This is a genomic window from Bauldia sp. (assembly GCF_965232525.1).
GTDB lineage: Bacteria > Pseudomonadota > Alphaproteobacteria > Rhizobiales > Kaistiaceae > Bauldia.
In genome coordinates this window covers 1,382,734-1,408,663 of the sequence record NZ_OZ246980.1, presented here as the reverse complement: position 1 = coordinate 1,408,663, position 25,930 = coordinate 1,382,734, and the positions used below count along the sequence as shown (strand labels likewise).

At 63.9% G+C, this 25,930-nt stretch carries 28 protein-coding genes; 18 read left to right on the top strand and 10 right to left on the bottom strand.

Annotation, left to right across the window (positions count from 1 at the left end):
• Positions 1–20 precede the first annotated feature (20 nt).
• From dapF to ACO076_RS06720, 6 genes are all read left to right on the top strand, one after another.
• Positions 21–902 carry a diaminopimelate epimerase gene (gene dapF / locus ACO076_RS06745; RefSeq protein WP_421725956.1) on the top strand — a complete coding sequence of 294 codons (882 nt, stop codon included), beginning with the start codon at positions 21–23 and terminating at the stop codon, positions 900–902.
• Complete coding sequence (gene mtaB / locus ACO076_RS06740; RefSeq protein WP_421725955.1) at positions 902–2,164, top strand: tRNA (N(6)-L-threonylcarbamoyladenosine(37)-C(2))-methylthiotransferase MtaB; 1,263 nt, start codon at positions 902–904, stop codon at positions 2,162–2,164. The genes dapF and mtaB overlap by 1 nt, the downstream gene beginning before the upstream one ends.
• Positions 2,083–3,183 (top strand): signal recognition particle-docking protein FtsY, encoded by a 1,101-nt coding sequence (ftsY, locus tag ACO076_RS06735; RefSeq protein WP_421726687.1) that lies wholly within the window; start codon positions 2,083–2,085, stop codon positions 3,181–3,183. Before mtaB ends, ftsY begins: the two co-directional genes overlap by 82 nt.
• Positions 3,184–3,260: 77 nt before the next feature.
• Positions 3,261–3,524 (top strand): hypothetical protein, encoded by a 264-nt coding sequence (locus ACO076_RS06730; RefSeq protein WP_421725954.1) that lies wholly within the window; start codon positions 3,261–3,263, stop codon positions 3,522–3,524.
• A gap of 7 nt (positions 3,525–3,531) precedes the next feature.
• Positions 3,532–4,176: a class I SAM-dependent methyltransferase gene (locus tag ACO076_RS06725; protein ID WP_421725953.1), complete on the top strand. Its 645-nt coding sequence runs from the start codon at positions 3,532–3,534 to the stop codon at positions 4,174–4,176.
• Between the two features lie 6 nt (positions 4,177–4,182).
• Entirely contained in the window at positions 4,183–4,833 is a 651-nt protein-coding gene (locus tag ACO076_RS06720) for a septation protein A (protein ID WP_421725952.1), read from the top strand.
• Between the two features lie 13 nt (positions 4,834–4,846).
• Here ACO076_RS06720 and ACO076_RS06715 read toward each other — a convergent pair whose 3' ends face one another.
• The 5 genes from ACO076_RS06715 to ccmA all read right to left on the bottom strand — a co-directional run bounded on the left by ACO076_RS06715 (position 4,847) and on the right by ccmA (position 7,695).
• Positions 4,847–5,440 (bottom strand): DsbE family thiol:disulfide interchange protein, encoded by a 594-nt coding sequence (locus ACO076_RS06715; protein ID WP_421725951.1) that lies wholly within the window; start codon positions 5,438–5,440, stop codon positions 4,847–4,849.
• The gene (gene ccmD, locus ACO076_RS06710; RefSeq protein ID WP_421725950.1) at positions 5,437–5,613 is read right to left on the bottom strand and encodes a heme exporter protein CcmD; all 177 of its coding nucleotides are present in this window, start codon (positions 5,611–5,613) and stop codon (positions 5,437–5,439) included. Before ccmD ends, ACO076_RS06715 begins: the two co-directional genes overlap by 4 nt.
• Entirely contained in the window at positions 5,610–6,335 is a 726-nt protein-coding gene (locus tag ACO076_RS06705; protein WP_421725949.1) for a heme ABC transporter permease, read from the bottom strand. Before ACO076_RS06705 ends, ccmD begins: the two co-directional genes overlap by 4 nt.
• Before the next feature lie 92 nt (positions 6,336–6,427).
• A complete protein-coding gene (gene ccmB / locus ACO076_RS06700) occupies positions 6,428–7,096 on the bottom strand; it encodes a heme exporter protein CcmB (RefSeq protein ID WP_421726686.1) in 669 nt (222 codons plus the stop codon).
• Positions 7,096–7,695 carry a heme ABC exporter ATP-binding protein CcmA gene (ccmA, locus tag ACO076_RS06695; protein ID WP_421726685.1) on the bottom strand — a complete coding sequence of 200 codons (600 nt, stop codon included), beginning with the start codon at positions 7,693–7,695 and terminating at the stop codon, positions 7,096–7,098. Before ccmA ends, ccmB begins: the two co-directional genes overlap by 1 nt.
• A gap of 205 nt (positions 7,696–7,900) precedes the next feature.
• On the opposite strand from ccmA, the gene acnA reads away from it, so the two are divergent.
• Positions 7,901–10,582, top strand: coding sequence for an aconitate hydratase AcnA (gene acnA, locus ACO076_RS06690; RefSeq protein WP_421725948.1), 2,682 nt, complete (start codon positions 7,901–7,903; stop codon positions 10,580–10,582).
• A gap of 121 nt (positions 10,583–10,703) precedes the next feature.
• Positions 10,704–11,450 (top strand): DUF1223 domain-containing protein, encoded by a 747-nt coding sequence (locus tag ACO076_RS06685; protein WP_421725947.1) that lies wholly within the window; start codon positions 10,704–10,706, stop codon positions 11,448–11,450.
• Positions 11,451–11,488: 38 nt separating this feature from the next.
• Here the strand turns inward: ACO076_RS06685 and htpG are convergent, their stop codons facing one another.
• Positions 11,489–13,366 carry a molecular chaperone HtpG gene (gene htpG, locus ACO076_RS06680; RefSeq protein WP_421725946.1) on the bottom strand — a complete coding sequence of 626 codons (1,878 nt, stop codon included), beginning with the start codon at positions 13,364–13,366 and terminating at the stop codon, positions 11,489–11,491.
• 358 nt (positions 13,367–13,724) lie between these two features.
• On the opposite strand from htpG, the gene ACO076_RS06675 reads away from it, so the two are divergent.
• Positions 13,725–14,111, top strand: a complete 387-nt coding sequence (locus ACO076_RS06675) for a DUF2794 domain-containing protein (RefSeq protein ID WP_421725945.1) — start codon at positions 13,725–13,727, stop codon at positions 14,109–14,111.
• Between the two features lie 82 nt (positions 14,112–14,193).
• Here ACO076_RS06675 and ACO076_RS06670 read toward each other — a convergent pair whose 3' ends face one another.
• The 3 genes from ACO076_RS06670 to ACO076_RS06660 all read right to left on the bottom strand — a co-directional run bounded on the left by ACO076_RS06670 (position 14,194) and on the right by ACO076_RS06660 (position 18,404).
• Positions 14,194–14,964, bottom strand: a complete 771-nt coding sequence (locus ACO076_RS06670) for a Bax inhibitor-1/YccA family protein (protein ID WP_421725944.1) — start codon at positions 14,962–14,964, stop codon at positions 14,194–14,196.
• A 118-nt stretch (positions 14,965–15,082) separates the two neighbouring features.
• Positions 15,083–17,683 (bottom strand): ABC transporter permease, encoded by a 2,601-nt coding sequence (locus ACO076_RS06665; protein ID WP_421725943.1) that lies wholly within the window; start codon positions 17,681–17,683, stop codon positions 15,083–15,085.
• 1 nt (position 17,684) lies between these two features.
• Positions 17,685–18,404, bottom strand: coding sequence for an ABC transporter ATP-binding protein (locus tag ACO076_RS06660; RefSeq protein WP_421725942.1), 720 nt, complete (start codon positions 18,402–18,404; stop codon positions 17,685–17,687).
• A gap of 59 nt (positions 18,405–18,463) precedes the next feature.
• Here ACO076_RS06660 and ACO076_RS06655 point away from each other — a divergent pair, with 59 nt between their 5' ends.
• The 7 genes from ACO076_RS06655 (at position 18,464) to ACO076_RS06625 (ending at position 23,034) form a co-directional block, all read left to right on the top strand.
• Positions 18,464–19,261, top strand: coding sequence for an arylesterase (locus tag ACO076_RS06655; protein WP_421725941.1), 798 nt, complete (start codon positions 18,464–18,466; stop codon positions 19,259–19,261).
• Positions 19,168–19,752 (top strand): RNA 2',3'-cyclic phosphodiesterase, encoded by a 585-nt coding sequence (gene thpR / locus ACO076_RS06650; RefSeq protein WP_421725940.1) that lies wholly within the window; start codon positions 19,168–19,170, stop codon positions 19,750–19,752. Before ACO076_RS06655 ends, thpR begins: the two co-directional genes overlap by 94 nt.
• On the top strand, positions 19,730–20,023 hold the full coding sequence (locus ACO076_RS06645) for a 4a-hydroxytetrahydrobiopterin dehydratase (RefSeq protein WP_421725939.1): 294 nt from the start codon (positions 19,730–19,732) through the stop codon (positions 20,021–20,023). The genes thpR and ACO076_RS06645 overlap by 23 nt, the downstream gene beginning before the upstream one ends.
• A gap of 59 nt (positions 20,024–20,082) precedes the next feature.
• Positions 20,083–20,472, top strand: coding sequence for a YkvA family protein (locus ACO076_RS06640; RefSeq protein ID WP_421725938.1), 390 nt, complete (start codon positions 20,083–20,085; stop codon positions 20,470–20,472).
• Positions 20,473–20,750: 278 nt separating this feature from the next.
• The gene (locus ACO076_RS06635) at positions 20,751–21,266 is read left to right on the top strand and encodes an invasion associated locus B family protein (RefSeq protein WP_421725937.1); all 516 of its coding nucleotides are present in this window, start codon (positions 20,751–20,753) and stop codon (positions 21,264–21,266) included.
• An 85-nt stretch (positions 21,267–21,351) separates the two neighbouring features.
• Positions 21,352–22,554 (top strand): 23S rRNA (adenine(2503)-C(2))-methyltransferase RlmN, encoded by a 1,203-nt coding sequence (gene rlmN, locus ACO076_RS06630; protein WP_421725936.1) that lies wholly within the window; start codon positions 21,352–21,354, stop codon positions 22,552–22,554.
• A 15-nt stretch (positions 22,555–22,569) separates the two neighbouring features.
• Entirely contained in the window at positions 22,570–23,034 is a 465-nt protein-coding gene (locus ACO076_RS06625; RefSeq protein WP_421725935.1) for a hypothetical protein, read from the top strand.
• On the opposite strand, the gene ACO076_RS06620 is transcribed toward ACO076_RS06625, so the two are convergent.
• Positions 23,031–23,675, bottom strand: coding sequence for a LysE family translocator (locus ACO076_RS06620; RefSeq protein WP_421725934.1), 645 nt, complete (start codon positions 23,673–23,675; stop codon positions 23,031–23,033). The genes ACO076_RS06625 and ACO076_RS06620 overlap by 4 nt on opposite strands.
• Positions 23,676–23,791: 116 nt before the next feature.
• Between ACO076_RS06620 and ACO076_RS06615 the strand changes: the two genes are divergently transcribed.
• On the top strand, positions 23,792–24,601 hold the full coding sequence (locus tag ACO076_RS06615) for a phosphatase PAP2 family protein (RefSeq protein WP_421725933.1): 810 nt from the start codon (positions 23,792–23,794) through the stop codon (positions 24,599–24,601).
• Between the two features lie 79 nt (positions 24,602–24,680).
• The gene (locus ACO076_RS06610) at positions 24,681–25,895 is read left to right on the top strand and encodes an argininosuccinate synthase (protein ID WP_421725932.1); all 1,215 of its coding nucleotides are present in this window, start codon (positions 24,681–24,683) and stop codon (positions 25,893–25,895) included.
• Positions 25,896–25,930: the final 35 nt, after the last annotated feature.

The following is a 25,930-nucleotide window of genomic DNA, read 5'->3' as shown; positions in this document are numbered from 1 at the left end:
CTTCGGACTCTCGCAGATCAATGACCGGCACCGCGATCCCTTTTCGCAAAATGAACGGGCTCGGCAACGCGTTTGCCGTTTTCGACGCACGCCGGACGCCGGTATCGCTGTCGGCGGACGCCATTCGCCGGCTCGGCGGGGCCGAGGGTATCGGCTTTGACCAGATGATTACGATCGAAGCCGCCACCGGTGGCGGCGACGCCTTCATGCGCATCCACAACCGCGACGGCGGCGAGGTCGAGGCTTGCGGCAATGCCACCCGATGTGTCGGTTGGCTGCTGATGGGCGAGACCGGCCAATCGCAAGCCGACGTCGAGACCGCCGCCGGTTTGCTTCAGACTTTCGCGACCGGCGATCCCCGAACGATCACGGTTGATATGGGCCGGCCGCGATTCGGTTGGCAGGACATTCCATTGGCCGAACCGACCGCCGACACCCGCGCGATCCCATTGGCGGTCGGTCCTGCCGATGTGCCGATCCTGAGCGGTCCATCCGCGGTCAACATGGGCAATCCGCACGCAATCTTCTGGGTCAATGACGTCAATGCCTACGACCTCGCGGATTTTGGGCCGAAGTTGGAGCATGACCCGTTGTTCCCGGAACGGGCCAACATCTCGTTGGCAAAGGTTGAGAGCCGTTCCGCCTTGACAGTTCGCACTTGGGAACGCGGGGTCGGCCTGACCCGGGCATGCGGCACGGCCGCCTGCGCGTCGGCAGTGGCGGCGGCCCGCAAGGACCTGACCGGCCGCGAGGTCACCGTGACCCTGCCCGGCGGGCCACTCCAAATTATCTGGAACGCCGAAGATCATGTGATGATGACCGGGCCGATCACGGACGAATTCGTCGGCGAGATCGATCCGAATACGCTCGCCTGGCGGCGGGTCGAGCGGAGCGCGGCGTGATGGCGCCGCGGACGATCACCTTCGGCTGCCGGCTGAACGCGCTCGAATCCGAAGTGATGCGCAACCGGGCGGCCGAGGCTGGGCTCGACGATGCAATCCTGATCAACACCTGCGCTGTTACCGGCGAGGCGGTGCGGCAGGCGCGGCAGGCGATCCGCAAGGCCCGGCGCGAAAATCCGGCGACCAGGATCGTTGTCTCCGGCTGCGCCGCTCAGATCGCCCCCCAAAGCTTCGGGGCAATGCCGGAAGTCGATCTGGTCCTCGGCAACGCGGAGAAACTGACACCGCGCGCTTATGTGGCCGACTTCGGCGTCAACGATACCGCCACCGTCCGGGTTAACGACATCATGTCGGTGACGGAAACCGCCGGCCACCTGATCGAGGGCATGGAAGGGCGCGCCCGCGCCTTCGTTGAGGTCCAGAACGGTTGCGACCATCGCTGCACGTTTTGCATCATCCCCTATGGACGCGGGAACTCGCGATCCGTGCCGATGGGAGCGGTGGTCGCGCAGATCCAGAAGCTGGTCGAGAATGGCCACCGCGAAGTGGTGTTGACCGGCGTCGACATCACATCTTATGGCGCCGATCTTCCCGGCCACCCCCGACTCGGGCGCCTGGTACGAGCGATCCTCCGCCAAGTCCCGGCGCTGGAGCGGCTGCGCTTGTCGTCGATCGACTCGATCGAGGTCGATCCGGATTTAGTCGCGGCGATTGCCGCCGAGCCACGGTTGATGCCGCACCTGCACCTGTCACTGCAGCACGGCGACGATATGATTCTCAAACGGATGAAGCGGCGCCATAGCCGCGCCGACGCCGTTCGATTCGTCGAGGCCGTCCGCCGGCTGCGGCCGGACATGGTGTTCGGCGCCGATCTGATCGCCGGGTTCCCGACAGAGACCGAGGCGATGTTCGCGAACACGCTGTCGATCGTCGACGACTGCGATCTCGCCTACCTGCACGTCTTTCCCTTCTCGCCCCGTGATGGGACGCCGGCGGCCCGCATGCCGCAGATCGAGCGCACAGTGATCCGCGACCGGGCGGCGCGCCTGCGCGCAGCAGGCGAGAAGGCGCGCGCATCGTCCTTCGACGCGGCGGTGGGTATGGATCGCGCGGTGCTGATCGAGCGAGATGGGTTTGGGCGCACTGAACACTTCGCGCCCGTGGCAGTTGCCGGCGGCCGATCGGGCGACATCGTCCCGACCCGCATCACTTCACGGCGCACCGACACGCTCGTTGGCGTGCCGCTGGCGGAGGCGGCCTGACAGTGGCCGAGGGCAAGAGTCTGTTTCGCCGCCTAGTCGGCGGCGGAGCAAGTGAGCCGGCCGCTGCCGAAGTGCCGGAAACGTTGGACAACACGCCCACCGAGCGCTCGTCCTGGTTCCAGCGACTCCGCTCGGGCCTGGCGCGTTCGTCGAATGCGCTTTCCGACAATATCACGTCGATCTTCACCAAGCGGAAGCTCGACGCCGCAGCGCTCGAAGACTTCGAGGACATGCTGATCAAAGCCGATCTCGGCGTCGACACCGCCATGGCCATCGCCGAGAAACTTGGCGAGGGGCGATTCAACAAGGAGGTGACCGACGACGAGGTCAAGGCGGTGCTCGCCGAGTCGATCGCCGAGACATTGGGCCCGGTTGCCGCGCCGCTCGCCGTCGATCCGGCCCACAAGCCGCACGTGATCCTGGTGGTTGGCGTTAACGGCACCGGCAAGACAACCACCATCGGCAAGCTAAGCGCCAAATTACGCGCCGACGGCAAATCGGTGATGCTCGCCGCCGGCGACACCTTCCGCGCTGCGGCGATCGAGCAGCTGAAAATCTGGGGCGAGCGAACCGGCGCCGAGGTGATCGCGCGAGACACCGGCGCCGACGCTGCGGGTCTGGCCTTCGATGCCCTGGAAGCGGCCAGAACGAGCGGGGCCGACGTGCTGCTGGTCGACACCGCGGGCCGGCTTCAGAACAAGGGCGAGCTGATGGCAGAGCTCGAAAAGATCGTCCGGGTGATCAAGAAGATCGACCCGACGGCGCCGCAAACAGTGCTGCTCACCCTTGACGCCACCACCGGCCAGAACGCCCTCAACCAGGTCGAGATCTTCGGCAAGCATGCCGGCGTCACCGGCCTTGTGATGACCAAACTCGACGGCACGGCCCGCGGCGGCATTCTCGTGGCAATCGCCGCCAAGCACAGCTTGCCGATCCATTACATCGGCGTCGGCGAGGGGATCGATGATCTCGAACCGTTCGCGGCCGATGATTTCGCCAGAGCTTTGGCCGGACTGTAATGGTACCGTCAACTGGGGAAACACGCACCACAGGCACCAGCACGGCACCTGCGCGCACCCGGACCGGTGGCGACACCATGCTGGCGGCGATCGACGCCCTGTGTCGGGGGCTCGAACCGCGGCTTGCCCCAGGGCTTATGATCCAGCGCGATAACCCTGGCGAAACACCGCAGCAATGGTCGATCCGTGAAGGCGAAGTCCCAGTCCTTGCCTTCGGACTGATCGACCGCACATTCTTCTGGACCTGGGACGAAGGGGTCAGCAATCACTACTCCAAAAGCCCAACCCTGATGACCCGGATCATCATCGCCGAACTCGCCCGGTTCGGCCACCTCGTCTGACGCGACGATGGATCGACGCAAACAAATCGTCGCTGACGGTTACGATCAGATGGCCGACCGCTATCTGGAGTGGACCCGCGACGACCCGATCCGGCTCCGCTACCTTGAACGGCTCGCCGAGCTGACGCCGGCGGGTGGACGCGCACTGGACATTGGTTGCGGTGCCGGGGTACCGGCGACCCGCGTGCTAGCGTCGCGCTTCGATGTTATTGGCATTGACTTGTCCGAAGCGCAGATCGTGCGCGCCCGGCGCAATGTGCCCGACGCCGAGTTTATCCGCGCCGATATTATGGACATCGAGTTTCCGGCCGGTTCGTTCGACGCGATCACCGCTTTCCTTGCGCTCACCCACTTGCCCCGCACCGAACTGTCCACCCTCCTCGGCCGCATCCATCGGTGGCTCAGGCCGGGTGGCATCTTCCTGGCGAGCCTCGGCGCCGGCAACAATCCCGACAGCGTCGAAGCGGATTGGCTGGGGGTGCCCATGTTCTTTAGCCACTTCGACGCGAATGAGAACCAAGCCCTTGTCGCCGAGGCTGGGTTCGACCTATTGGAGGCCAACTCCGTCGCACACGACGAAGACGGCAACATGGTTTCATTCTTTTGGGTGATCGCACGACGCCCTATATCCCCGGGCAATCGGGAAATGTGAGCCCTCATGACCATCGAACTCGAACGCGCCCCCAACGCCCCTGACCGCAAGGAGGTCAACCCGGTTCTCAAGCTCTCGCTGGAACTCGGGCCTCTTGTCGTGTTTTTCCTGTCGAATTCCTACGGCAATCGTCTGGCCGAGCGGTTTTCCTTGCTCGACGGTCTCGGTGGGCCAATCTTCATCGCCACGGCGCTGTTCATCGTCGCGACGTTGATCTCGCTGGTCGTGTCCTTGGCGGTGACCCGCCGCGTTCCGATCATGCCTCTGGTGACCGCGATCTTCGTGGTCGCCTTCGGAGGCCTGACGCTGTGGCTGCAGGACGAGACCTTCATCAAGATGAAGCCGACCATCGTCAACACACTGTTCGGCCTGATCCTGCTCGGCGGCCTTGCCTTCGGCAGGCCGTTGCTCGGCTATGTGTTCGATTCCGCCTTCAAGCTGACCGACGAAGGCTGGACCAAGCTGACCTATCGCTGGGGGCTGTTTTTCTTCTTCCTGGCGATCGCCAACGAAGTCGTCTGGCGGACGGTCTCGACCGACATGTGGGTGAACTTCAAGACGTTCGGGATCATGCCAATCACCTTCGTCTTCGCGCTGTTCCAGCTACCGCTTCTGACCCGCTACGCGCTGCCGGAGGAAGAAGGCGCCAAGAACTAAGCGCGCGACGGCGTCACTCCGAACCGGCCAGAACCTTCTCGATCTCCGGCCGGACCACGGCCGTGAGCGATTCCGCGGTGATCGGACCGATGTGCTTGTAGCGGATCACCCCATCGCGATCGACGAGGAAGGTTTCCGGAATGCCGTAGACACCCCAGTCGATGCCGGTACGGCCGCGGGGATCAACCCCGATCGCCGCATACGGATTGCCCAACTCCTCCAGGAACGCGACGGCGTTCCGCGGCTGATCCTTGTAATTGATGCCGACGACCCGGATGCGATCGTCCTTGCCGAGGGCGACGATTTGCGGGTGTTCGAGACGGCAGGGCCCACACCAGGAGGCGAACACGTTGACGATGGTCACCGAGCCGTCGAGATCGTCGCGCGCGAAGCCCGAAAGGCCGGTCCCGTCGAGCGGTTCGAGCCGGAAAGATGGTGCCTCGCGTCCGATCAGCGCTGAAGGAACGGCGCTCAGATCATCGTCGGACAGCAGGCGCAGCAGGAACACCGCGGCGAGTGCCACGAAGATGAACAACGGCACCAGGAAGACCAGCCGCGGTCCGCCCCGCCGGGTCGACGATGTCTGGGTTTCGTCCGTGGTGGTCATGACTTGTCCTTTCCGGCCGAGCGTCGCCGGATTCCCCGCGCCTCGAGATCGGCCAGCCGGCGCCGTTGAGCCCGGCCGTCGAGCACGATCCACAGAACCAAGCCAATCATGACCAGAGCCGCCAGAAGATATGCGGCGACGATGAAGCCGGTCTGCGTGCCCGCTTCGATCATCCGCCGGCGGCGACGATCTGCATGGCGCGGACCCTTCGCCGGTAGATCTCGTTGCGCATCGCCATCAGCAGCAGCGCCGCGAACAGAACGCTCATCGCCGCGGCCATGATCAGAAGCGGCCACAACATCGACGGATGGATTGTCGGCCCGTCGAGGCGAAACACGCTCGCTGGCTGGTGCAGTGTGTTCCACCAGTCGACCGAGAACTTGATGATCGGCAGGTTGACCGTACCAACCAGCGTCAGGATCGACACCGCGCGGGCCGCCTTGCTCGGGTCCTCAACCGCACGCCACAAGGCTATCAGTCCGAGATAGATCAGGAACAAGATCAGGACCGATGTCAGCCTGGCATCCCAAATCCAGTAGGTGCCCCAGGTCGGCCGCCCCCACAGCGCCCCGGTGAGAAGCGCCAGGAAGGTGAACGCCGCTCCAATCGGCGCGGCGCTCTTCTGAAGCACATCGGCGAGCGGGTGGCGCCAGACCAGGGTTCCGAGCGCCGCGATCGCCATGACGCCGTAGCAGGCCATCGACAGCCATGCGAACGGCACGTGAATGAACATGATCCGCACCGTGTCGCCCTGGCGGAAATCCGGCGGTACGACGAATAAGGCCCAATAAAGCCCAACCGCCAGTCCGATGACGGCGATGCCCCACAACCAGGGGAGCGCGCGCCCGGAAAACGCGAGGAAACGTGTCGGATTGGCCAAGTCGATGATCGGCATGGGTTTCGTTTTACGGACCGATTGTGGCAGCGGCAACGATTTCCGGGCGGAACCGGACCGCGGCAAATATGCCAACACCCGATCGCTGACGTCTATTCGAGGCCGGCTCGCAACGCCGCAGCGCCAGCGACAGCCGCCACCACGGATGAAATCAGCGTCACGGCGATCAGAACCAGGAATGGCGGTAGAAACGGGTGCGGGCCGACGATCACCGCCGATGCGGCGCTGACGCCGAAGATCAGGACGGGGATTGCAAAGGGTAGGACGAGGACCGCGATCAGCAGTCCGCCGCGGCCAAGCGACGTTGCCAAGGCCGCACCGATCGTGCCGATCAAAGTCAGCGCCGGCGTGCCGACCAGCAACGTCAGCGTGACCGTCGCCAGCGCCAGTGGTTCCAGCGCCAGCATCAACCCGAGGAACGGCGCGGCAACCACCAACGGCAGCCCGGTTGCCAGCCAATGACCGAGCGCCTTGGCGAGGGCTATGAGTTCCAACGGATGGCCGGAGAGCATCAGCAGATCGAGCGATCCATCGACGCGATCGTCTTGAAACAGCCGATCGAGCCCGAGCAGAGTGGCGAGGAGGGCACCAATCCAAAGGATCGCTGGCCCGATCCGTGACAGCAGGTTGAGGTCCGGCCCGACGGCAAAGGGAACGATAGTCACCACGGCCAGGAAGAAAACCAATCCGACCAAGGTCCCGCCGCCGACCCGAAGCTCGAGTCGGGCGGATTGCCCGGCGACCGCTGCCAATGCACCGATCATGCGACTTCGCCTAGCGCGACAGTCCGGCTGACCGGTATCGGCAGTGGCCGGTGAATGGCGGCGAGGATCATGCCGCCATCGTCGAGATGCCGCCGCATCAGCCCACCCAGCATCGCTTCCGCGGCGGTATCGAGAGCGGTCGCCGGCTCGTCGAGCAGCCAGATCGGCCGGGCGATGACAAGAAGGCGAGCGATCGCAGCCCGACGTTTCTGGCCGGCCGACAGCGTGCCGACCGGCAGGTGATGAAGACCGTCGAGCCCGACCGCGGCGATCGCTTCGTCGATGTCGCCGGCCCCCGCGTAGAAGCGGCGCCAGAAGCTGAGATTCTCTTCGACCGTGAAGGCCGGCTTGAGCGCTTCGAGGTGGCCGAGATAGTGGACCGCATTGGCCCGACCACCCTCCGGGGCGGGGTCGAGTGCGATCGTTCCGGACGTCGGTGTGAGCAAACCGGCCACCAGCCTCAGCAGCGTTGATTTCCCTGAGCCGTTCGGGCCGGTGATCGTTAGCACTTCACCGCGGGCGACCTGGAACGACACACCGTCGAAGATCGCGCGACCGCCGCGCCGGGCTGCAAGCTCGGTCGCCTTGAGGTGCACCGTCACCGGGCCCGGCACCGACCGTGTCCGGACCACGCCGCGTTGCCGTTATCGGCTTGCGCGTCTGTCTGGAATACCGACATGAGAGTCATTATAAAGCGGCCAATCCTCGCTTTCGCCTGACAAGGCAACTCGCCGCCGGACGACGGCCCGGATGACGGTTTTCGTCGCCGGCCCGAGGCGCCACCAAGGAGTTGAAAACACCGTGAGCCATCCCGACAGCTTCCAGAGCCGCGCAACCCTGGCCGTGGGCAATGCCCAGTACGACTACTTCAGCCTCGCCCGCGCCCAGGAGAACGGTCTCGGCGATGTATCGCGGCTACCCTATTCGCTCAAGGTGTTGCTTGAGAACCTTTTGCGGTTCGAAGACGGGCGCACGGTGGCGGCGGACGACGTTCGGGCGATGGCCGGCTGGCTCGCCGAGCGCCGCAGCGACCGGGAGATCGCCTTCCGTCCGGCGCGGGTGCTGATGCAAGACTTCACCGGCGTACCGGCTGTTGTCGATCTCGCCGCGATGCGCGACGCCATGGACGCCCTCGGCGGTGATCCGGAGCGGATCAATCCGCAGGTTCCGGTCGATCTGGTCATCGACCACTCGGTTATCGTCGACGATTTCGGCAATCCCCGTTCCTTCGCCCGCAACGTCGAACTGGAGTACCAGCGCAACGGCGAGCGTTATCGTTTCCTGCGCTGGGGCCAGTCGGCTTTCCGCAATTTTCGCGTCGTGCCGCCAGGCACCGGCATTTGCCACCAGGTCAACCTCGAATACCTGTCTGAGACCGTCTGGGTAAACACCGATGAGGAGCGACCGGTCGCCTACCCGGATACGCTGGTCGGCACCGACAGCCACACCACCATGGTCAACGGCCTCGCCGTGCTGGGCTGGGGCGTCGGCGGTATCGAAGCCGAGGCGGCGATGCTTGGCCAGCCGATTTCGATGCTGATCCCGCAGGTCGTCGGCTTCCGCCTTACCGGCAAGCTGCGCGAGGGAATGACTGCGACGGATCTGGTTCTGACGGTCACCGAGATGCTCCGCCAGAAAGGCGTCGTCGGCAAGTTCGTCGAGTTCTACGGACCTGGTCTTGACCATATGTCGCTGGAGGATCGCGCCACCATCGGCAACATGTCGCCGGAGTACGGTGCCACCTGTGCGATCTTCCCGGTCGACGGCGAAACCCTGCGCTATCTTGAGCACACCGGCCGCGATCCGGAGCGGGTGGCGCTGGTCGAAGCCTACGCCCGGGCGCAGGGCATGTTCCGCGACGCCGATACACCAGAGCCGGTATTCTCTGACACCCTGGAACTCGACATGGCAACGGTCGAGCCGTCGATAGCCGGCCCCAAGCGACCGCAGGACCGGGTTCTGCTCACCGAGGCCAAGCAGCGCTTCGGCGAGGCGATGGTGGGCGAGTTCAAGCGGCCCGACGAGACTAACAAGCGTGTGTCGGTCAAGGGTGAAGCTTACGATATCGGCCATGGCGACGTGGTCATCGCCGCGATCACCTCATGCACCAACACCTCCAACCCCTACGTGATGATTGGCGCGGGATTGCTCGCCCGCAACGCCGCTGAGAAGGGGTTGACCGTCAAGCCGTGGGTGAAAACCTCGCTGGCGCCGGGCAGTCAGGTGGTGGCCGAGTATCTGGATCGATCAGGCTTGCAGGAGCATCTCGATACGCTCGGCTTCGACCTCGTCGGCTTTGGCTGCACCACCTGCATCGGCAACTCCGGTCCGCTTCCCGAACCGATCTCGGAGGCGATCGCTGAAGGCGATTTGGTCGCCGCGTCAGTGTTGTCTGGCAACCGCAACTTCGAGGGCCGCATCAATCCGGACGTACGCGCCAATTACCTCGCCTCGCCGCCGCTGGTGGTCGCCTATGCGCTCGCCGGCTCGATGTTCGTTGACCTCACCCGCGAGCCGCTCGGCATCGGCAAGGACGGCGAGCCGGTTTATCTCCGCGACATCTGGCCGGCGACCGAGGAGATTACCGAATTCGTCCGCGCCAACATCACCAGCAGCCTGTTCCGCACCAAATACGCGGATGTGTTCACCGGCGATGAGCACTGGCAGACGATCGAAGTCGAGGGCGGCATGACCTATGCGTGGCCGATGGGGTCGACCTACGTCCAGAACCCGCCCTATTTCCAGGACATGCGCTCCGAACCGGAACCGCTGACCGACATCGTCGACGCGCGGATCCTTGGGCTTTTCCTGGATTCGATCACCACCGATCACATCTCGCCGGCCGGCTCGATCAAGGTCGAGAGCCCGGCTGGTGAATACCTGATCTCCAATCAGGTCCGGCCGGCCGAGTTCAACCAGTACGGCACGCGGCGCGGTAACCACGAAGTGATGATGCGCGGCACGTTTGGCAATATCCGTATCAAGAACCAGATGGTGCCCGGTACCGAAGGCGGCGTCACCGCCCATCAGCCCGACGGGGAGGTCATGCCGATCTATGACGCCGCCATGCGCTACCGCGCCGACGGCGTGCCGCTGGTGGTTTTCGCCGGCAAGGAATACGGAACCGGTTCGTCCCGTGACTGGGCGGCCAAGGGGACGCGGCTGCTCGGCGTGCGCGCCGTAATCGCCGAGAGCTTCGAGCGCATCCATCGCTCCAATCTGATCGGCATGGGGGTACTGCCCCTGGTTTTCGAGGAAGGCACGTCGTGGCAGTCACTCGGGATCGAGGGCAACGAGACCGTCACGATCTCAGGCCTCGAACAGGGCCTAGCGCCACGCCAGAAGCTGAAGGCGGAAATCACGTTCGCCAACGGCACAGTGAAGAGCGTGCCGCTGCTGTGTCGGATCGACACCCTCGACGAGCTCGAGTACTTCAACCACGGCGGGATTCTGCATTACGTTCTGCGGCGGCTGGCAGCATAGGGCCGTCCGGTCGGTGACGATTGTCTCACCCGAACGTGACTCGCAATTGAGACAAGGTCTCCATAATTTCGGGGCCTCATAGTCGGTAAGCCGGCTGATTGATTGTCCCTAGGTAAGACTCGTGTCTGTGATCGCTAAATCGTTTGCTGCTGCCCTCATGGTTTCCGGTTTGATCGCCGGGACCGCGCCGGCGTATACGCAGGACACAAAGGCAGTGGTTGAGCTGTTCACCAGCCAGGGCTGTTCGTCTTGCCCACCGGCTGATGAATTGCTGGCCGAGTACGCCGCCCGCGACGACGTGATCGCCCTGTCGCTACCGGTCGACTATTGGGACTATCTCGGTTGGAAGGACACGCTGGCGAGTCCTGAACATACTCAGCGGCAGAGGGCCTATGCCGATGCCCGCGGCGACCGTCAGGTCTACACCCCACAGGTGGTGATCAACGGGGTTGAGCATGCCGTCGGCAGCAACGCGGCCGCCATCGACACGGCAATCAAGGAGACTGCTAACGGTCTCTCGATCCCGATTTCGATGACGCCGGGCACCGACTCCACCACCGTCACGATCGGCGCTTCGGACAATCCCGAGCTTAAGAAGGGGATGATCTGGCTGGCGCTCTATGACGATCCGATCGCCGTACCGATCGATCGCGGTGAGAACACCGGACGCACGATCGTTTACACCAATGTGGTCCGCAAAATCCGGCCGATCGCTATGTGGATGGGCGAGGAGATGACAGTTGAGCTGCCGATGAGCGAACTCGTCCACGCCGGCGTCAAGCACTGCGCCGTGATCCTCCAGACGGAACTCGATGATGGTCTGCCCGGACCGATCCTAGGCGCTGCAGCGGTCGACTACAGCTCCTAGAAGCCTGTCGACACCGCCACTCCGCGGCGGACCTCCAGTCAGCTCAGCGCATTCATCAGCAGCCGGCCGACCCGTGCCGCGTGATCACCTGGATCGTCGGGCGGTTCGCCATCGAGGATGCGGGCCTCGCCGTAGAGGAGATAAGCGGCGTCCTCCAGCGCCTCCGCTTGCCCACCACTGGCCGCTTTCTCGGCAAGGCCCTTGATAAGCGGGTGGCCGGGATTGAGTTCCAGCACTCGCGCCGCGGCCGGTGGAGCACCTTCGTGTGACGCGAGGATCTTTTCGAGTTGCCGATCCATGCCGGTTTCATCGGCGACGAGACAGACCGGGCTTGTGGTCAGACGCGACGATGCCCGTACGTCGCTGACCTTATCGCCGAGCGTCTGCTTGAACAGCGCCGACAGTGTGCCGACGGCACTGTCCGAGGCGGCCTCGACATCGGCCACGCCTTCAACGACCGGCACCTTTTCGAGGCCGGCGGCGCCTTGCGTCACCGACTGGAACGGCTTGCCGTCGAAGCCAAGCGCGGTCTTCACCCAGAACGCGTCCACCGGATCGGAGAGCAGCAGCACCTCGATACCGCGCCGGGCAAAACCTTCGAGCTGCGGGCTTGCCAAGATTGCTTTGGCGTCGTCGCCGAGCGCGTAGTAGATCGCGGTCTGGTTTGGCCGGAGGTCGGTCACATAGTCCGACAAACTGCGCCAGACGCCGTCGCTGGTGGTCGTCTTGAAGCGGGCGATCTTGTAGATCGCATCGCGGCGCTCGGCGTCTTCGTAGAGGCCCTCCTTAATGACGGCGCCGAAGGCATCCCACACCTTGTCGAAGCGCTCCTTGTCCGAGTCCGCCAGCTTGTCGAGTTCGGACAGGATGCGGCTGGTGACGCCCCGGCCGATCGCCTCGAGGATCGGATTGGTCTGCAGCATCTCACGGGAAAGATTGAGCGGCAGGTCTTCCGAGTCGATCACGCCGCGCACGAAACGCAGCCAACCCGGCAGAATCTGTGCCTCGTCGGTGATGTAGACCCGACGGACATAAAGCTTGATCCGCCCCCGCCGCTCCGGATCGAACAGGTCGAACGGCTTCATCGACGGGATGAACAGCAGCACCGCGTATTCGTGCCGGCCTTCGGCCTTGTAGTGGATGGTGAGCGCCGGCTCGTCGTACTGGCCGCTCACATGGCCGTAAAACTCGGCGTACTCGGTCTCGGCGACATCAGTCCGGCCCTTGCGCCACAGCGCACTTCCATCGGCCAGCGTCTTCTCTCCGGCGCCATTGCCGAGCTTGAGCACGATCGGCACTGGCACGTGAGCGGAGTACTCGGCCACCACCCGCTCAACCGTTTCCTGCTCGGCGTAGGGCTTTGAGTCGTCGTTCAGCGTCAGCGTCACCCGCGTCCCACGCGAGGGCGCCTCATCGAGCGGAACTGACTCGACATGGAAGGTTCCGGTTCCGTCCGACCACCACCGCCACGCCTCGTCGGTACCCGCGTGGCGCGAGACAACTTCCACCGAGGACGCAACCATGAAGGCGGAATAGAAGCCGACGCCGAACTGCCCAATCAGCGAGACGCCGTCGCCGCCGGCGAGACCGTCGAGGAACGCGCGGGTTCCCGATCGTGCGATCGTACCCAAGTTGTCGACCAGCTCGGCGCGGTCCATGCCGATGCCGTTGTCGGCGATGCTGAGCGTGCCGCCCGCCTTGTCCGCCGACAGCACGATCTTGAAATCGGGGTCGTCACCAAGAAGCTCCGGCTGCTCCAATGCCTGCATCCGCAGCTTCTCGCAGGCGTCGGCAGCGTTGGAGATCAGTTCGCGGAGGAAGACATCGCGGTTCGAGTAGACCGAATGGACCATCAGCTGCAGGAGCTTGGTCACCTCGGCTTCGAAATTGAGCGTTTCGCCGGCTTGGTCGGTCATCGTCACGTTGTCCGTTATCGTCAGATCGGACGGTGATATCGCCGGTTGCCAGGCTCGTTTCAAGACGCTCCAACGAAAATGGCCGACGCAAGCGCCGGCCATTTTCTGCCATCACAGGTGGTTCGGCCCAACAAGAGGACCCCGGGGGGCTGGGGGGCTGAGAATTACCGAAGACCCCGCGCCGAACCGAACCGTCTGTGACAACAGGTCCAAGCATCGCCGGCCAATTGGGCTGGCCAACGGCCGAATATGGGCGAAATCGTGGAATCTCGTCACACGATCCGACGTACGGATCGCCGGGCTTGCCAGCCCACGACAGGCGGGCCATCATGACGATGGCGTGACAATGGAGGCGCAAGTGAGCGAGGCCGAAGACCAAGAACCCTACCGCGGCGGAGGGCATGTTCTCGCCCTCGCCGCGCGGAACCAAGCCCCCAAAACGAAGCCGCCGATCAGCTTCGACCGACGCGAACTCAACCAGATCCTCAACGTTTATGGCCGCAAGGTCGCCGATGGCGAATGGCGGGATTACGCCATCGATCACCTCAGGGAAAAGGCGGTGTTTTCGGTTTTCCGCCGCACCTCGGAAGTTCCACTTTACCAGATCGTCAAACAGCCGAAGCTGGCACGCCGCCAAGGCGCTTACGCACTGATCGCTGCCACCGGGCAGATCCTCAAGCGCGGCCACGACCTTGCCAACGTGCTGCGGGTCATCGATCGTCCGCTCAAGCTGGTGGTCGCTTAGGTTTTCCCGACGCTTCTCAACTTCTCAACGCAAAAAGGGCGCGGCCAAGCCGCGCCCTTTGTATTTCTGCCTGCCGGTCCGACTACTGGCGGTTGCCGAACAGCGACAGCATGAACTGGAAGATCAGGATCAGGTCGAAGTAGAGCATCAACGCGCCCATCACCGCCTTGCGGCCAGCGACGCTACCATCGTCGTTGACGTCGTACATCTCCTTGATCTTCTGGGTGTCGTAAGCGGTCAAGCCGACGAAGATGCCGACACCGATCACCGAAATAGCGAAACCCAGCGCGTTCGATCCGAGAAAGATGTTGACGATCATCGCCACCAGCAAGCCGATCACGCCCATGAACAGGAACGAGCCCATTTTGGTCAGATCGCGCTTGGTGGTGTATCCCCAAATGCTCATCGCGCCGAACATCGCGGCAGAGATGAAGAACACCTGGGTGATGCTGGTCGAAGTGTAAATCAGGAAGATCGACGACATCGAGATGCCCATAAGCAGGGCGAAAACCCAGAACGTCGTTTGAGCGCCACTCACACTCATCTTTTGAATGCGGAAGCTCAGGAAAAACACCATCGCCAGCGGCGCAAGAATCACCACCCACTGCAACGGCGAACCGAACAGCGCCGCACCGAATGTGGTCAGACTGACACCGTTCGGCAGCGTAAACTCAGTCGGAGTCGACGAAATTGCCAACATGGCGGTAACCAGCGCCGAAACGCCGGTAATCGCCAGACCGGCTGCCATGTAGTTGTAGACGCGCAGCATATGCGCGCGCAGGCCCTCATCGATCGCCGGTACGGCCCCGGCTCGGGCGCCGTAGCGTGCCTGCTGGTTGTCGTAGTTCGCCATTAGAATCCCTCTTCTAAGCCATCTCGGGGCTCCTCCCCGAATTACAGACTTGGCTCCAATATGGGACGCAAAGCGGCAGCGCACAAGGGCTTTCGCGTGGACTGGCCCAAGGCCCGCTTTACAGATTTCGCAGGATCGGCGCCGCCTTTTGTCCCAGGACCCGCCATGTCCCGGCCAATCCGAAGATCAGCGTCAGCGCCAGGGCGACCGCCGCGGCCCCTACGGCCGGAACCAGCAGGAAGGCGAAGGGGATATCCATGATAGCGGTAAGGACGAACCAAGCTGCCACTGAACCGGCGATCAGCCCAAAGACAGTGGTTGCAGCACCAAGGAGCAGGAACTCCAGCGAGTAGGCACCGATCAGCTTGCCCCGCGTTGCACCGAGGGTCTTCAGCACCACGGCGTCGTGGATCCGCCGTCGACGGCCGGCGGCAAAGGCGCCGCCGAGCACCAGCATCGACGCTGTCAGCGTGATCCCCGATGCCCCGCGAACCGCCCAGCCGATCTGTTCGACAATGCCGTTGGCGGTTTCGATCGCTTCCTTGACCCGAATGACAGTAATGGCCGGGAAAGCGTCGACCACCGACTTGAGGAACGCCAGTTCGGTTTCCGTCGTGCCGCCGTCGGGGTAGGAGAGCGTTGCCAGGCTGGTGAAGGGCGCGCCTCGCAGGGTATTCGGCGAGAAGATCATCACCGAGTTCATTCGCAGCGACTGCCAGTTGATCGTCCGAAAGCTGGCGATCTCTGCCGTGATCTCGCGGCCGAGGACGTTAACGGTGATTGTATCGCCGAGATCGAGCCGGAGTTCCCGGCCCACCTCGTCGCCGAACGAGACTAGCGGCGGCCCGTCGTATTCGACCGGCCACCATTCACCGGCGGTGAGGTCATTGTTGTCCGGCTTGGTCTCGGCATAGGTGATCCCGCGATCGCCCTGCAGCACCCACCGGGCGTCGGGATCGATCTCGGCTTCACCGGCCGGCACGCCGGCCAGATGGGTGATCCGGCCGCGCAACATCGGCTGCATCTCAAGCGACGCTTCTGGCGCGTTCTCCGCCACGAAGGTTTCCAGGCCCGGCCCCTCATCACCCTGGATGTCGAGTATGAAGAAACTCGGCGCCGTCTGAGGGATGGTCCCGAACAATTCGCGACGGAAGTTGCCGTCGATCAGCACCAGCGCCACCAGCAGGGTCAGCCCGAGCCCCAGCGACAGGACCACCGCTGGTGTCAGCGCGCCGGGCCGGTGAATACTGCCCACCGCGAGCCGGACGACGGTCGACTTGGACCGTGGCATCCGGCGGGCGAGCGCCATAACCGCCCAGCCGACGATCCTGAGCAGCACGAAAGCGCCAGCCGCTCCCCCGACAAACACCGCTGCGATGCGCCGGTCAAAAGCAAGGCCGATAGCGAGCGCCGCAAGAACCACCAGCGTGACACCGACGGCGATAAGATAACCGGTGGGCGGTCGCCGGGTTGCAGGGGCCACCTGGTCCCGGAACAGATCGGTGGGGCTTACCTGCCGCGACCGGCCGAGCGGATAGAGGGCAAAAGCCAGCGCAGTGAGGAACCCGTAGATCGCCGCCAGTATCAGTTCGAATGGGTAAATGCCGTCGATGGCGATGGGCACGAACTGCGCCAGCAACGACCCGGCGACAAACGGGATGGCGGCGCCAAGCACCAGGCCGGCGGCGATGCCGAACCCGGCAATGATCATGATTTCGATAAGGTAGACCGCGACCGGCAGGCCCGACGGTGCCCCAAGGCACTTCAGCGTCGCGATCACGTCCCGCTTGCCTTCAAGAAAACTCGAAACCGCGTTGGCGACGCCGACGCCGCCGATGATCAAGGCCGTCAGGCCGATCAGCGTTAGGAACTCGGCAAAGCGTTGGATGTTGCGGTTGAGCGCCGGTGCGGCCTCGCTCCGCGTGCTGATCCGCCACGCCGACTCGGGGAAGTCCTGTGCCAGGCGTTCCGCGGCAGCCTCGACAGTCGCTTCATCCGGACTGCCCGGCATGAGAACCCGGTAGTGCCAATTGGTCAGGCTGCCTGGCTGCACCAGCCCGGTAGCGTCGAGGGCGTTGCGGTGAATGAGCAGCCGGGGGCCGATCGAAAAGCCGTCGGACAGACGATCGGGTTCGGACTCGATGACGCCGCGCAGAACGATCTGCGTCTCGCCGAGGCGCAAGACATCACCGGCCTCGGCCCCAGCGCGCGCCAGAAACTCAATCTCAGCCAGGCCACCGTAGACCCCGTTGTCGTCGACGGCGATCAGCGCATCCGCGTCGCCGCCGCCTTCGACGGACAGCGCACCGACCAGAGGATACGGATCGTCGACCGCCTTGAGTTCGACCAACGCCTGGCCTTCGCCGTCGGCGGTACGAGCGATGGCACGAAGCGTCGCCACCTCGGACAGCGTGCCGAGGTCTTGCAGATATGCGCGTTCTTCCGGCGACGCGTCTCGCTGCAGCAGTCGCACCGCGAGGTCGCCGCCCAGGATCGCACGGCCCTCGCGGGCGAGCCCATCGGTCATCCCACGCGCCACCGACCCGACGCCAGCGATGGCCGCAACACCGAGGATTATGCAGGCGAGGAAAACGCCAAATCCGCGCAGGCCGCCGCGCAGTTCACGTACGGCGAAGCGGGCGGCAAGGCCGATACCAGCACCCGACGGCGGCGCGCCGGCGGCGGGTGCGGTGGTCAGGGTGTCGCTCGCGGAGGCCATGTCAACCGGCTGCCATTGCGCGCGGAGCCTCGTCGTGCCGCTCGCCGTTGTCACCGACAATCCGCCCCGACTGAAGCTGGACGACGCGGCTCCCGCGGCCGGCAAGTTCGGCGTCATGAGTGACGAGCACCAGCGTTGTGCCGCGATTGGCTTGTGCAGAGAACAGCAGGTCGGCGATCATTACGCCATTCTTGCTGTCGAGGTTGCCGGTCGGCTCGTCGGCAAGCAGGATCGCCGGTCCGGGCGCCAGCGCACGGGCGATCGCGACACGCTGTTGCTCGCCGCCGGACAACTCGGCCGGGTAGTGGGTCAGCCGCTCGCCGAGCCCGACATCACGCAACTCCGATTCCGCCCGATCGAATGCGTCCGAAGCGCCGGCAAGCTCCAGCGGGACCGCCACGTTTTCCAGCGCCGTCATGTTGGGGATGAGGTGAAACGACTGGAAGACGATGCCGATGGCGCGGCCGCGGAGCCGGGCGAGAGCGTCTTCGCCGAGCGCGGTCGTGTCAGTACCCTCGATGATGACACGGCCCGATGTCGGCCGTTCGAGGCCGGCCAGCGCCATCAGAAGCGTTGACTTGCCGCTTCCCGACGGTCCGACGAGACTGAGCGCCTCGCCTCCGGCGATCGACAGGTTGATGCCTTTGAGAACATGGACCTCGCTGGCGCCGGTTCCGAGCCGGATGTGGAGGTCTTCGCAATCGATGACTGTTCCGGCCACGCCTCGTGCCCCATATCTTCATGGTCCAAGCGACAAGAGCCACATATGGGAGCCTCTTCGTGCCGGTCCACCCCCTTGCCTTCGTGATTGCGATGTCAGCACTGATAGTTGCGCCGGCGGCGTCGGCCGAACCGCTGAAGATCATTGCTCTGGGCGACAGTCTAACGGCGGGGTTCGGCGTGGACCCTGAAGCCGCATTTCCGGCTCAACTCGAGCGGGCGTTGCAAGAGCGCGGTCACGATATCGTCATCTTGAACGGCGGCGTGTCTGGCGATACCGCCAGCGACGGGCTCGCCCGAGTCGACTGGGCGATCGACGATACCGCAGACGCGGTCATCGTCGAGCTCGGCGCCAACGATGCGCTACGGGCGGTCGATCCGGCGATTACGCGAGACGCGCTTGACAAACTGCTCGCGCGCTTGACCGATGAGCGAGGCCTGCCCGTCCTGCTTGTCGGTATGATGGCGCCGCGCAATCTCGACGCCGAATATACAAACGCCTTCGACTCGATCTATCCGGATCTCGCCGAGCGATACGACACACTGTTCTATCCGTTTTTTCTCGATGGAGTTGCGACGGACGCCACCCTCAATCAGGACGACGGGATACATCCCAGAGCGGAAGGGTACGCCGTGATCGTCGAGCGCATGCTGCCGAGTGTCGAGGCGCTGATCGAGCAGGTTCGAAAGGAAAACCAGGCCGGGGCTTTACAGCTACCCGAACAACAGACGATTCTGTCCATGATTCGCGATGGAGGTTCGCCATGCCGCGCTTGTTCACCGGCATCGAAATCCCCGCCGAGATCGGCGAGCGACTGGCCCTCCTCCGTGGCGGGCTCCCGGGCGCCCGCTGGATAACCCAGGAGAACTATCACCTCACCCTTCGTTTCGTCGGCGATATCGACGGGCACATCGCCCACGAGATCGCCGATTCGCTTGGACGGGTGCAGCGCTTCGGGTTCGACGTCTCGATAGACGGCCTCGGATCGTTCGGCACCCGAAAGCCCCACGCACTAATTGCTCGCGTCCCGCCGTCGCGCCCCTTGGTCGAGCTCCAGTCCGAACATGAGCGGCTGCTGCAGCGCCTCGGACTTCCGCCCGATCAGCGCAAGTTCACGCCGCACATTACGCTTGCCCGCCTGCGCGGCTCGAGTGGCCGGGATGTTGCCGAGTATCTGACGACCCGGGGTGGCTTCTTCTCCGAACCCATCCCGGTGTCTCGCTTCGTCCTCTTCTCCGCCCGAAGTTCGGTCGGCGGCGGTCCCTATGTTGTCGAAGAGGCCTATCCGTTGCTGCCGCCGGCCCCGGCCTTCACCGAGGACTACGATGGTCAACCGCTTAACCGATGAGCAACGAGCGAAAGCGCTCGCCGATCTGAACGACTGGTCTCTCGTCGCCGATCGCGATGCGATCGTCCGGTCGATCAAGTTTGCGAACTTCGTCGAGGCCTTCGGCTTCATGACCAGGGTGGCAATCCTCGCCGAGAAGGCCGATCATCACCCCGAGTGGAGCAATGTCTACAACCGTGTGGAGATCACGCTGACGACACATGATGCCGGCGGCTTGAGCCAGCGCGACATCGACTTGGCTAAGGCGGTCGACAGCCTGCTCGCGGGCTGACCGTTGCGGAACCGTCGGCCGGTCCCCATGTCCTTTCAGATGGTGCGGAGGGTGTTGGCGTGAATGAAGTTCTTTATGGCGAGATCCTCGGTCCCGAGGAAGAAGACCCGAAACGCGAGCAGCGCGTGCGCCGGCGCTTCTGGGCAACATTCCGCAAGGCGGCGCGGGTGATTCCCTATACCGATGAGGTAGTCGCGGCCTACTACTGCGCCCTCGATCCCACCACACCCAACCGGGTGCGCGGCATCCTGCTTGCCGCGCTGGCATATTTTGTCCTGCCAGTCGACGCCTTGCCGGATTTCCTAGCCGGCGTCGGCTTTACCGATGACCTGACCGTTCTCGTCGCCGCGATTTCGATGGTCCGGTCCCATATCACCCCGGCCCATCGCGAGGCGGCCCGTGCCGTGCTGGAAGACGAGGATATCCCGACCGGCAAGCCGTTCAGGTAGACGGTCGCTTCGTCGCCAACTGGCTGGTTTCCGACCAACCGGTTCTCCTTGCGTCCCCGGTCCGATCCGTGAATCATGAGGCGCGTCGCCGCTTCGGCGGATCACATTGTTGTCGATATTCTCGGCACAAATCCGCCGGCTTTTGCGGCGCGCGTTTTGCGTTCGGCATCAGGTTCGGTAAATGGTAACCATGACCGCCGTACCTTGGTATGGAGATCACGTCGCGATGGGAAATCTCCCAGCCGCGCGCCCGTCAGACGGAGATCGGTGAAGACACGATGATCATACGTTCCCTGGCCACCATAGCCATTCTGTTGATCGGGGCGACGACGCTTGCAAGCGCCCAACCGGCCGCCAAGAAACTCCAGGACTTCCGCGAGTGGGCGGCCTACACCACGGATCGGGACGGCAAGACCTGCTTTATCGCCGCGCAGCCGCAGAAATCAGAATACTCCAAAGAAATCCGCGGACGCGACCCGGTGTTCTTCATGGTTACCACGATCCCAGGCAAGAACATCCGCAACGAAGCCAGCACGATTATCGGCTACCCGTTCGCCGACGAGAGCAAGGTTACCATCAGCATCGATGGCGGCAGCACGTTCACCCTGTTCACCAACCAGGATACCGCCTGGGTCGAGAGCCAATCGCAGGAACCGGAGTTGATCGCCGCGATGCGGAGGGGCTCCAACATGGTGGTTCAGGGAACCTCCCGCCGCGGGACATTGACGACGGACACCTATTCGCTGTCGGGCGTCACGGCCGCGCTGGAGGCTATCGCCAAGGAATGCCCCTAGCGGCAATTCCACTGCTATAACTGGAGGGACGCGACGATCGTCGTCGCGACCCCTTTGTCCCTGACCAGGGCGCCGCGAGGTGCGGATGTCTCTACATGACACGTTGGCCGAGACGGAGCCGACCGCCACGGCAGTTGCCTCCGAGACGTCACTGATCGGGCAGTCGCGCGAGGCGCTGGGCGAGGCGCTGCGATCGATCGGGGTCGCCGACAAGCAGATCCGCATGCGCACCGCGCAGCTCTGGAACTGGATCTACGTGCGCGGCGCGACTGATTTCGACGCGATGACCAGTGTTTCGAAGGATTTGCGCGCCGCACTCGCCCGGCGCCATACGCTGCGCCGTCCCGAGATTGTCGACGAACAGATATCGTCGGACGGCACCCGCAAATGGCTGTTTCGATTTCCCTCCCGCGGCGCTGGTCGGCCGGTAGAGATCGAAACCGTCTACATCCCCGAAGCGGACCGGGGCACGCTCTGCCTGTCGAGCCAGGTCGGGTGCACGCTCGCCTGCACATTCTGCCATACCGGCACCCAGAAACTGGTGCGCAACCTAACGGCCGAGGAAATCGTCGCTCAGATCCTGACTGCCCGCGACCGCCTCGACGACTATCCGGGCCGATGGAGAGAGGGCACCGCCGGAACACCCGAGGGCGGGCGCCTCATCTCTAACATCGTCATGATGGGCATGGGCGAGCCGCTCTACAACTTCGACAACGTCAAGCAAGCCCTCGCGATCGCAGCCGACGGGGACGGCATCGGGTTGTCGAAGCGCCGGATCACCCTGTCGACGTCCGGTGTCGTTCCCATGATCCCGCGCACCGGTGCGGAAATGGGCGTGATGCTGGCGATCTCGCTGCATGCGGTGCGCGATGACCTCCGCGACGAACTGGTGCCGCTCAACCGCAAATATCCGATAACCGATCTGCTCGACGCCTGCCGGGCTTATCCTGGCCTCTCCAACGCCCGGCGCATCACATTCGAGTACGTGATGCTGAAAGAGGTCAACGACTCGCTCGCGGACGCGCGCGAACTCGTCCGCCTGCTCAAGGGTATCCCCGCTAAGATCAATCTCATCCCGTTCAACCCGTGGCCGGGCACCGCCTACGAGTGCTCCGACTGGGACCAGATCGAACGCTTCGCCGAGGTGGTCAATCGCGCCGGCTATGCGTCACCGATCCGCACGCCCCGCGGCCGCGATATCCTCGCGGCCTGCGGTCAGTTGAAGAGCGAAAGCGAACGGCTGCACATTCGCGAACGCATGGCGCTCGAAGCGATGATCGCGGGCTAAGCCGGGGATCGCGTCGTGATCGCCGTAGTGCGCATCCTCATCCTCGACCCGCTTGGTTATGTCGTCTCCGTCATCGCCACCGGTATCGCCATCTTCGTCGCTCTGTACGGAACGGCGATCAACCCCGACCTCATGCCGCTCTTCATCACCGCCACCGTCGGTATCGTCTCGGCTGTCGGCGCGTTCTCGTTTGTCCCAGCACTCATCGCCATCGTGCTATCGGAAGCCTTCCGGCTGCGATCAGTGTTCTATTGGCTGGCGGTCGGCGGGGCGATCGGGATCGGCGCCGACCTGCTCGCTGGGCCGGAAGCCTACCGGCCGTCCTTGGGCGACGGCCGGCTGGTGATCTTTCTCGGTGCCGGCTTCGTCGGCGGATTGGTCTATTGGGCCATCGCCGGTCGGCTCGCCGGCGGGCAGCGGCACCAAAACTCGTCGACCGGAACAGGGCTGGACCCCGCCGAGCCGCCATCCAGCGCCTAACGCGCCTCCGCTAGCGCGAGCCGGACCGCGAAGGCGCCGAGCACCGTCGCGAAAGCCCAGTCGACCGCACGAGTGATCCGCGGCGAACGCCGCAGCAGCCCGGCAATCCGATCGGCGAACACGATCAGCGCGACGCAAACTGGGATGTTCACCACCGCGAAGAACAGGCCGAGGAACAGGAGCTTCTTGGTCGCGTCGGGGTCGGTCGGCGACACGAACTGAGGCAGGAAGGTCACGAAGAAGACGATGATCTTCGGATTGAGGAGATTGACCAGCAGGCCTTTCAGATAGACCGAATCGAGCCGTTCGCGACGCCCCCGGCGATCGAGCGACAGGGCCGAACCGTGGCGAACGGCGTCGACAGCGAGATAGGCGAGATAGGCGGCGCCGACCACTTTGAGAACGGTGAAGGCGGTCTCGGACGTGGCGAGAAGCACCGACAGCCCCGCCGCGATCAGCACGGTATGGATGACCAGGCCGGTCATGGCACCGCCGAAAGCGGCGAGGCCGGCCGACCGCGATTGCGCCACGGTTTTGGACAAGAACAACGTCATGTCCGGTCCCGGCGTCAGCCCGAGGACTACCGAGGCGATCGTGTAAGCGGCAAGAACCGGAAGCGTGGGAACAAATTCAGATAACATCGGTCGAGTCTTGTCGCGGCGCCAAGAGCAGACTATCCGATCCGGCAAGCGATAGGCAGACCGGTGACGACCCTTAACACACTGACACGCGTTCGGCTTTCGCGGGGCCGAGTCACTTGAAAGACGACCTTGGGAACCGGGTTCGCTCCTGGATCGCTACCGGGTATGCGGCCGTCGCAGCCTATCCGATCGTCGCGAGCCTCGTCGCCGTTGCCATCACCTCGGCCTTTTTCCTCGCGTTTCCCGGTGTCGACACCTGGATCAGCCATCTCTTTCATCGCGACGAGGACGGGTTCTTCCTCCGCCGCAACGATGCCCTGCAGTGGCTGCGCAATTTCGGCTACTTCTCAGGGATCGCGATCGTCGCCTGGCTGGTCTTCCAGCTTGTTCTGAAGCTGGTGCATCCGCAGCAACAAAGCTACGTGCCGCCAAACGTCACGCTCTTTCTTCTCTCGACGCTGATCGCGGGGCCGCTACTTCTGGTCAACGCCGTGCTGAAGAACAATTGGGGCCGGCCGCGCCCGCGTGCGGTCGATGTCTTCGGCGGTGACTCGCCCTATGTCGAAGTCTGGCGCATCTCGGACTACTGCGACACCAACTGTTCCTTCGTCTCCGGCGAGGCATCGTCGGCATTCTGGCTGGTGGCCGTCGCTCTGGTTTTGCCGAAGCCGGTGCGATATCCCGCTACAGTCGCCGCCGTTGTGTTCGCCACTCTGCTGTCGCTCAACCGCATCGCCTTCGGCGGGCATTTCACTTCCGACGTCGTCATCTCGATCGCCCTGACATTGTTGTTGATCGCGATCGGCTACCGCCTTTTCATCAGCCGCCCACCGACCTGGCTCTCCGGCGACCGCCTTGAGGCGAGCCTGACCCGGATCGGATACTGGCTTCATCGCCGTAAACCACCCCGATCTTCGACACCGTAGCGCTTGCCGGCTCTGAGCCCCGCGTCCTATAAGCCGGCGGCATTCGCAGATTTCTTTTCGCTGTAGGGGCGCCCTGGCAATGGCCGAAATCAAGAAGGTGGTTCTCGCCTATTCGGGCGGACTGGATACGTCCGCCATCCTGAAATGGCTGGAAACAGCCTACGGCGCCGAGGTTGTGACGTTTACCGCCGATCTCGGTCAGGGCGAAGAACTCGAGCCGGCCCGCAAGAAAGCCGAAATGCTCGGCATCAAGGAAATCTACATTGAGGATCTGCGAGAGGAGTTCGTCCGCGATTTCGTGTTTCCGATGATGCGGATGAACGCGATTTACGAGGGCGTCTACCTTCTCGGCACGTCGATCGCCCGCCCTCTGATCGCCAAGCGGCTGGTTGAGATCGCCCACGAAACCGGCGCGGACGCCATCGCCCATGGCGCGACCGGCAAAGGCAATGACCAGGTTCGGTTCGAACTGACCGCCTATGCCCTCGACCCGAACATCCGGGTCATCGCCCCCTGGCGGGACTGGGATTTTAAGTCGCGCAGCGACCTGATCGACTTCGCCGAAAAGCATCAGATTCCAGTCCCGAAGGACAAGCGCGGCGAAGCGCCATTCTCGGTCGACGCCAACCTTCTGCACTCGTCGTCCGAAGGCAAGGTTCTCGAGGACCCTTGGGTAGAGCCGCCACCTTATGTCTTCCAGCGCACGGTCGCCCCCGAGGACGCACCGGACACGGCGACTGAAATCGAGATCGGCTTCCGCCGTGGCGACCCGGTTTCGATCGACGGCACCGACATGAGCCCGGCGAGCCTGCTCGCCCAGCTCAACGCCCTCGGACGCGACAACGGTATCGGCCGCGTCGATCTGGTTGAGAACCGGTTCGTCGGCATGAAGTCGCGCGGCATCTACGAAACCCCAGGCGGGACGATCCTGCTCGCCGCCCATCGCGCGATCGAGTCGCTCACCCTTGACCGGGAAGCGGCCCATCTCAAGGATTCACTGATGCCGGGCTACGCAGAGCTGGTTTACAACGGGTTCTGGTTCGCCCCCGAACGGCACATGCTGCAGGCGCTGGTCGACACGAGCCAGGAGCACGTCGAGGGCACGGTCCGCCTCAAGCTCTACAAGGGCAACGTCATCATCGTCGGCCGCCGCAGCGACCGCTCGCTTTACTCCGACGAGCTTGTGACCTTCGAAGACGACCGCGGCGCTTACGACCAGAAGGACGCCGAAGGTTTCATTCGCCTCAATGCTCTGCGTCTGCGGACCTTGGCTGCCATGCGGCGGCGGGTGTAACCACCGCCCCGACAGAGCGCGACGGACGAGCGACG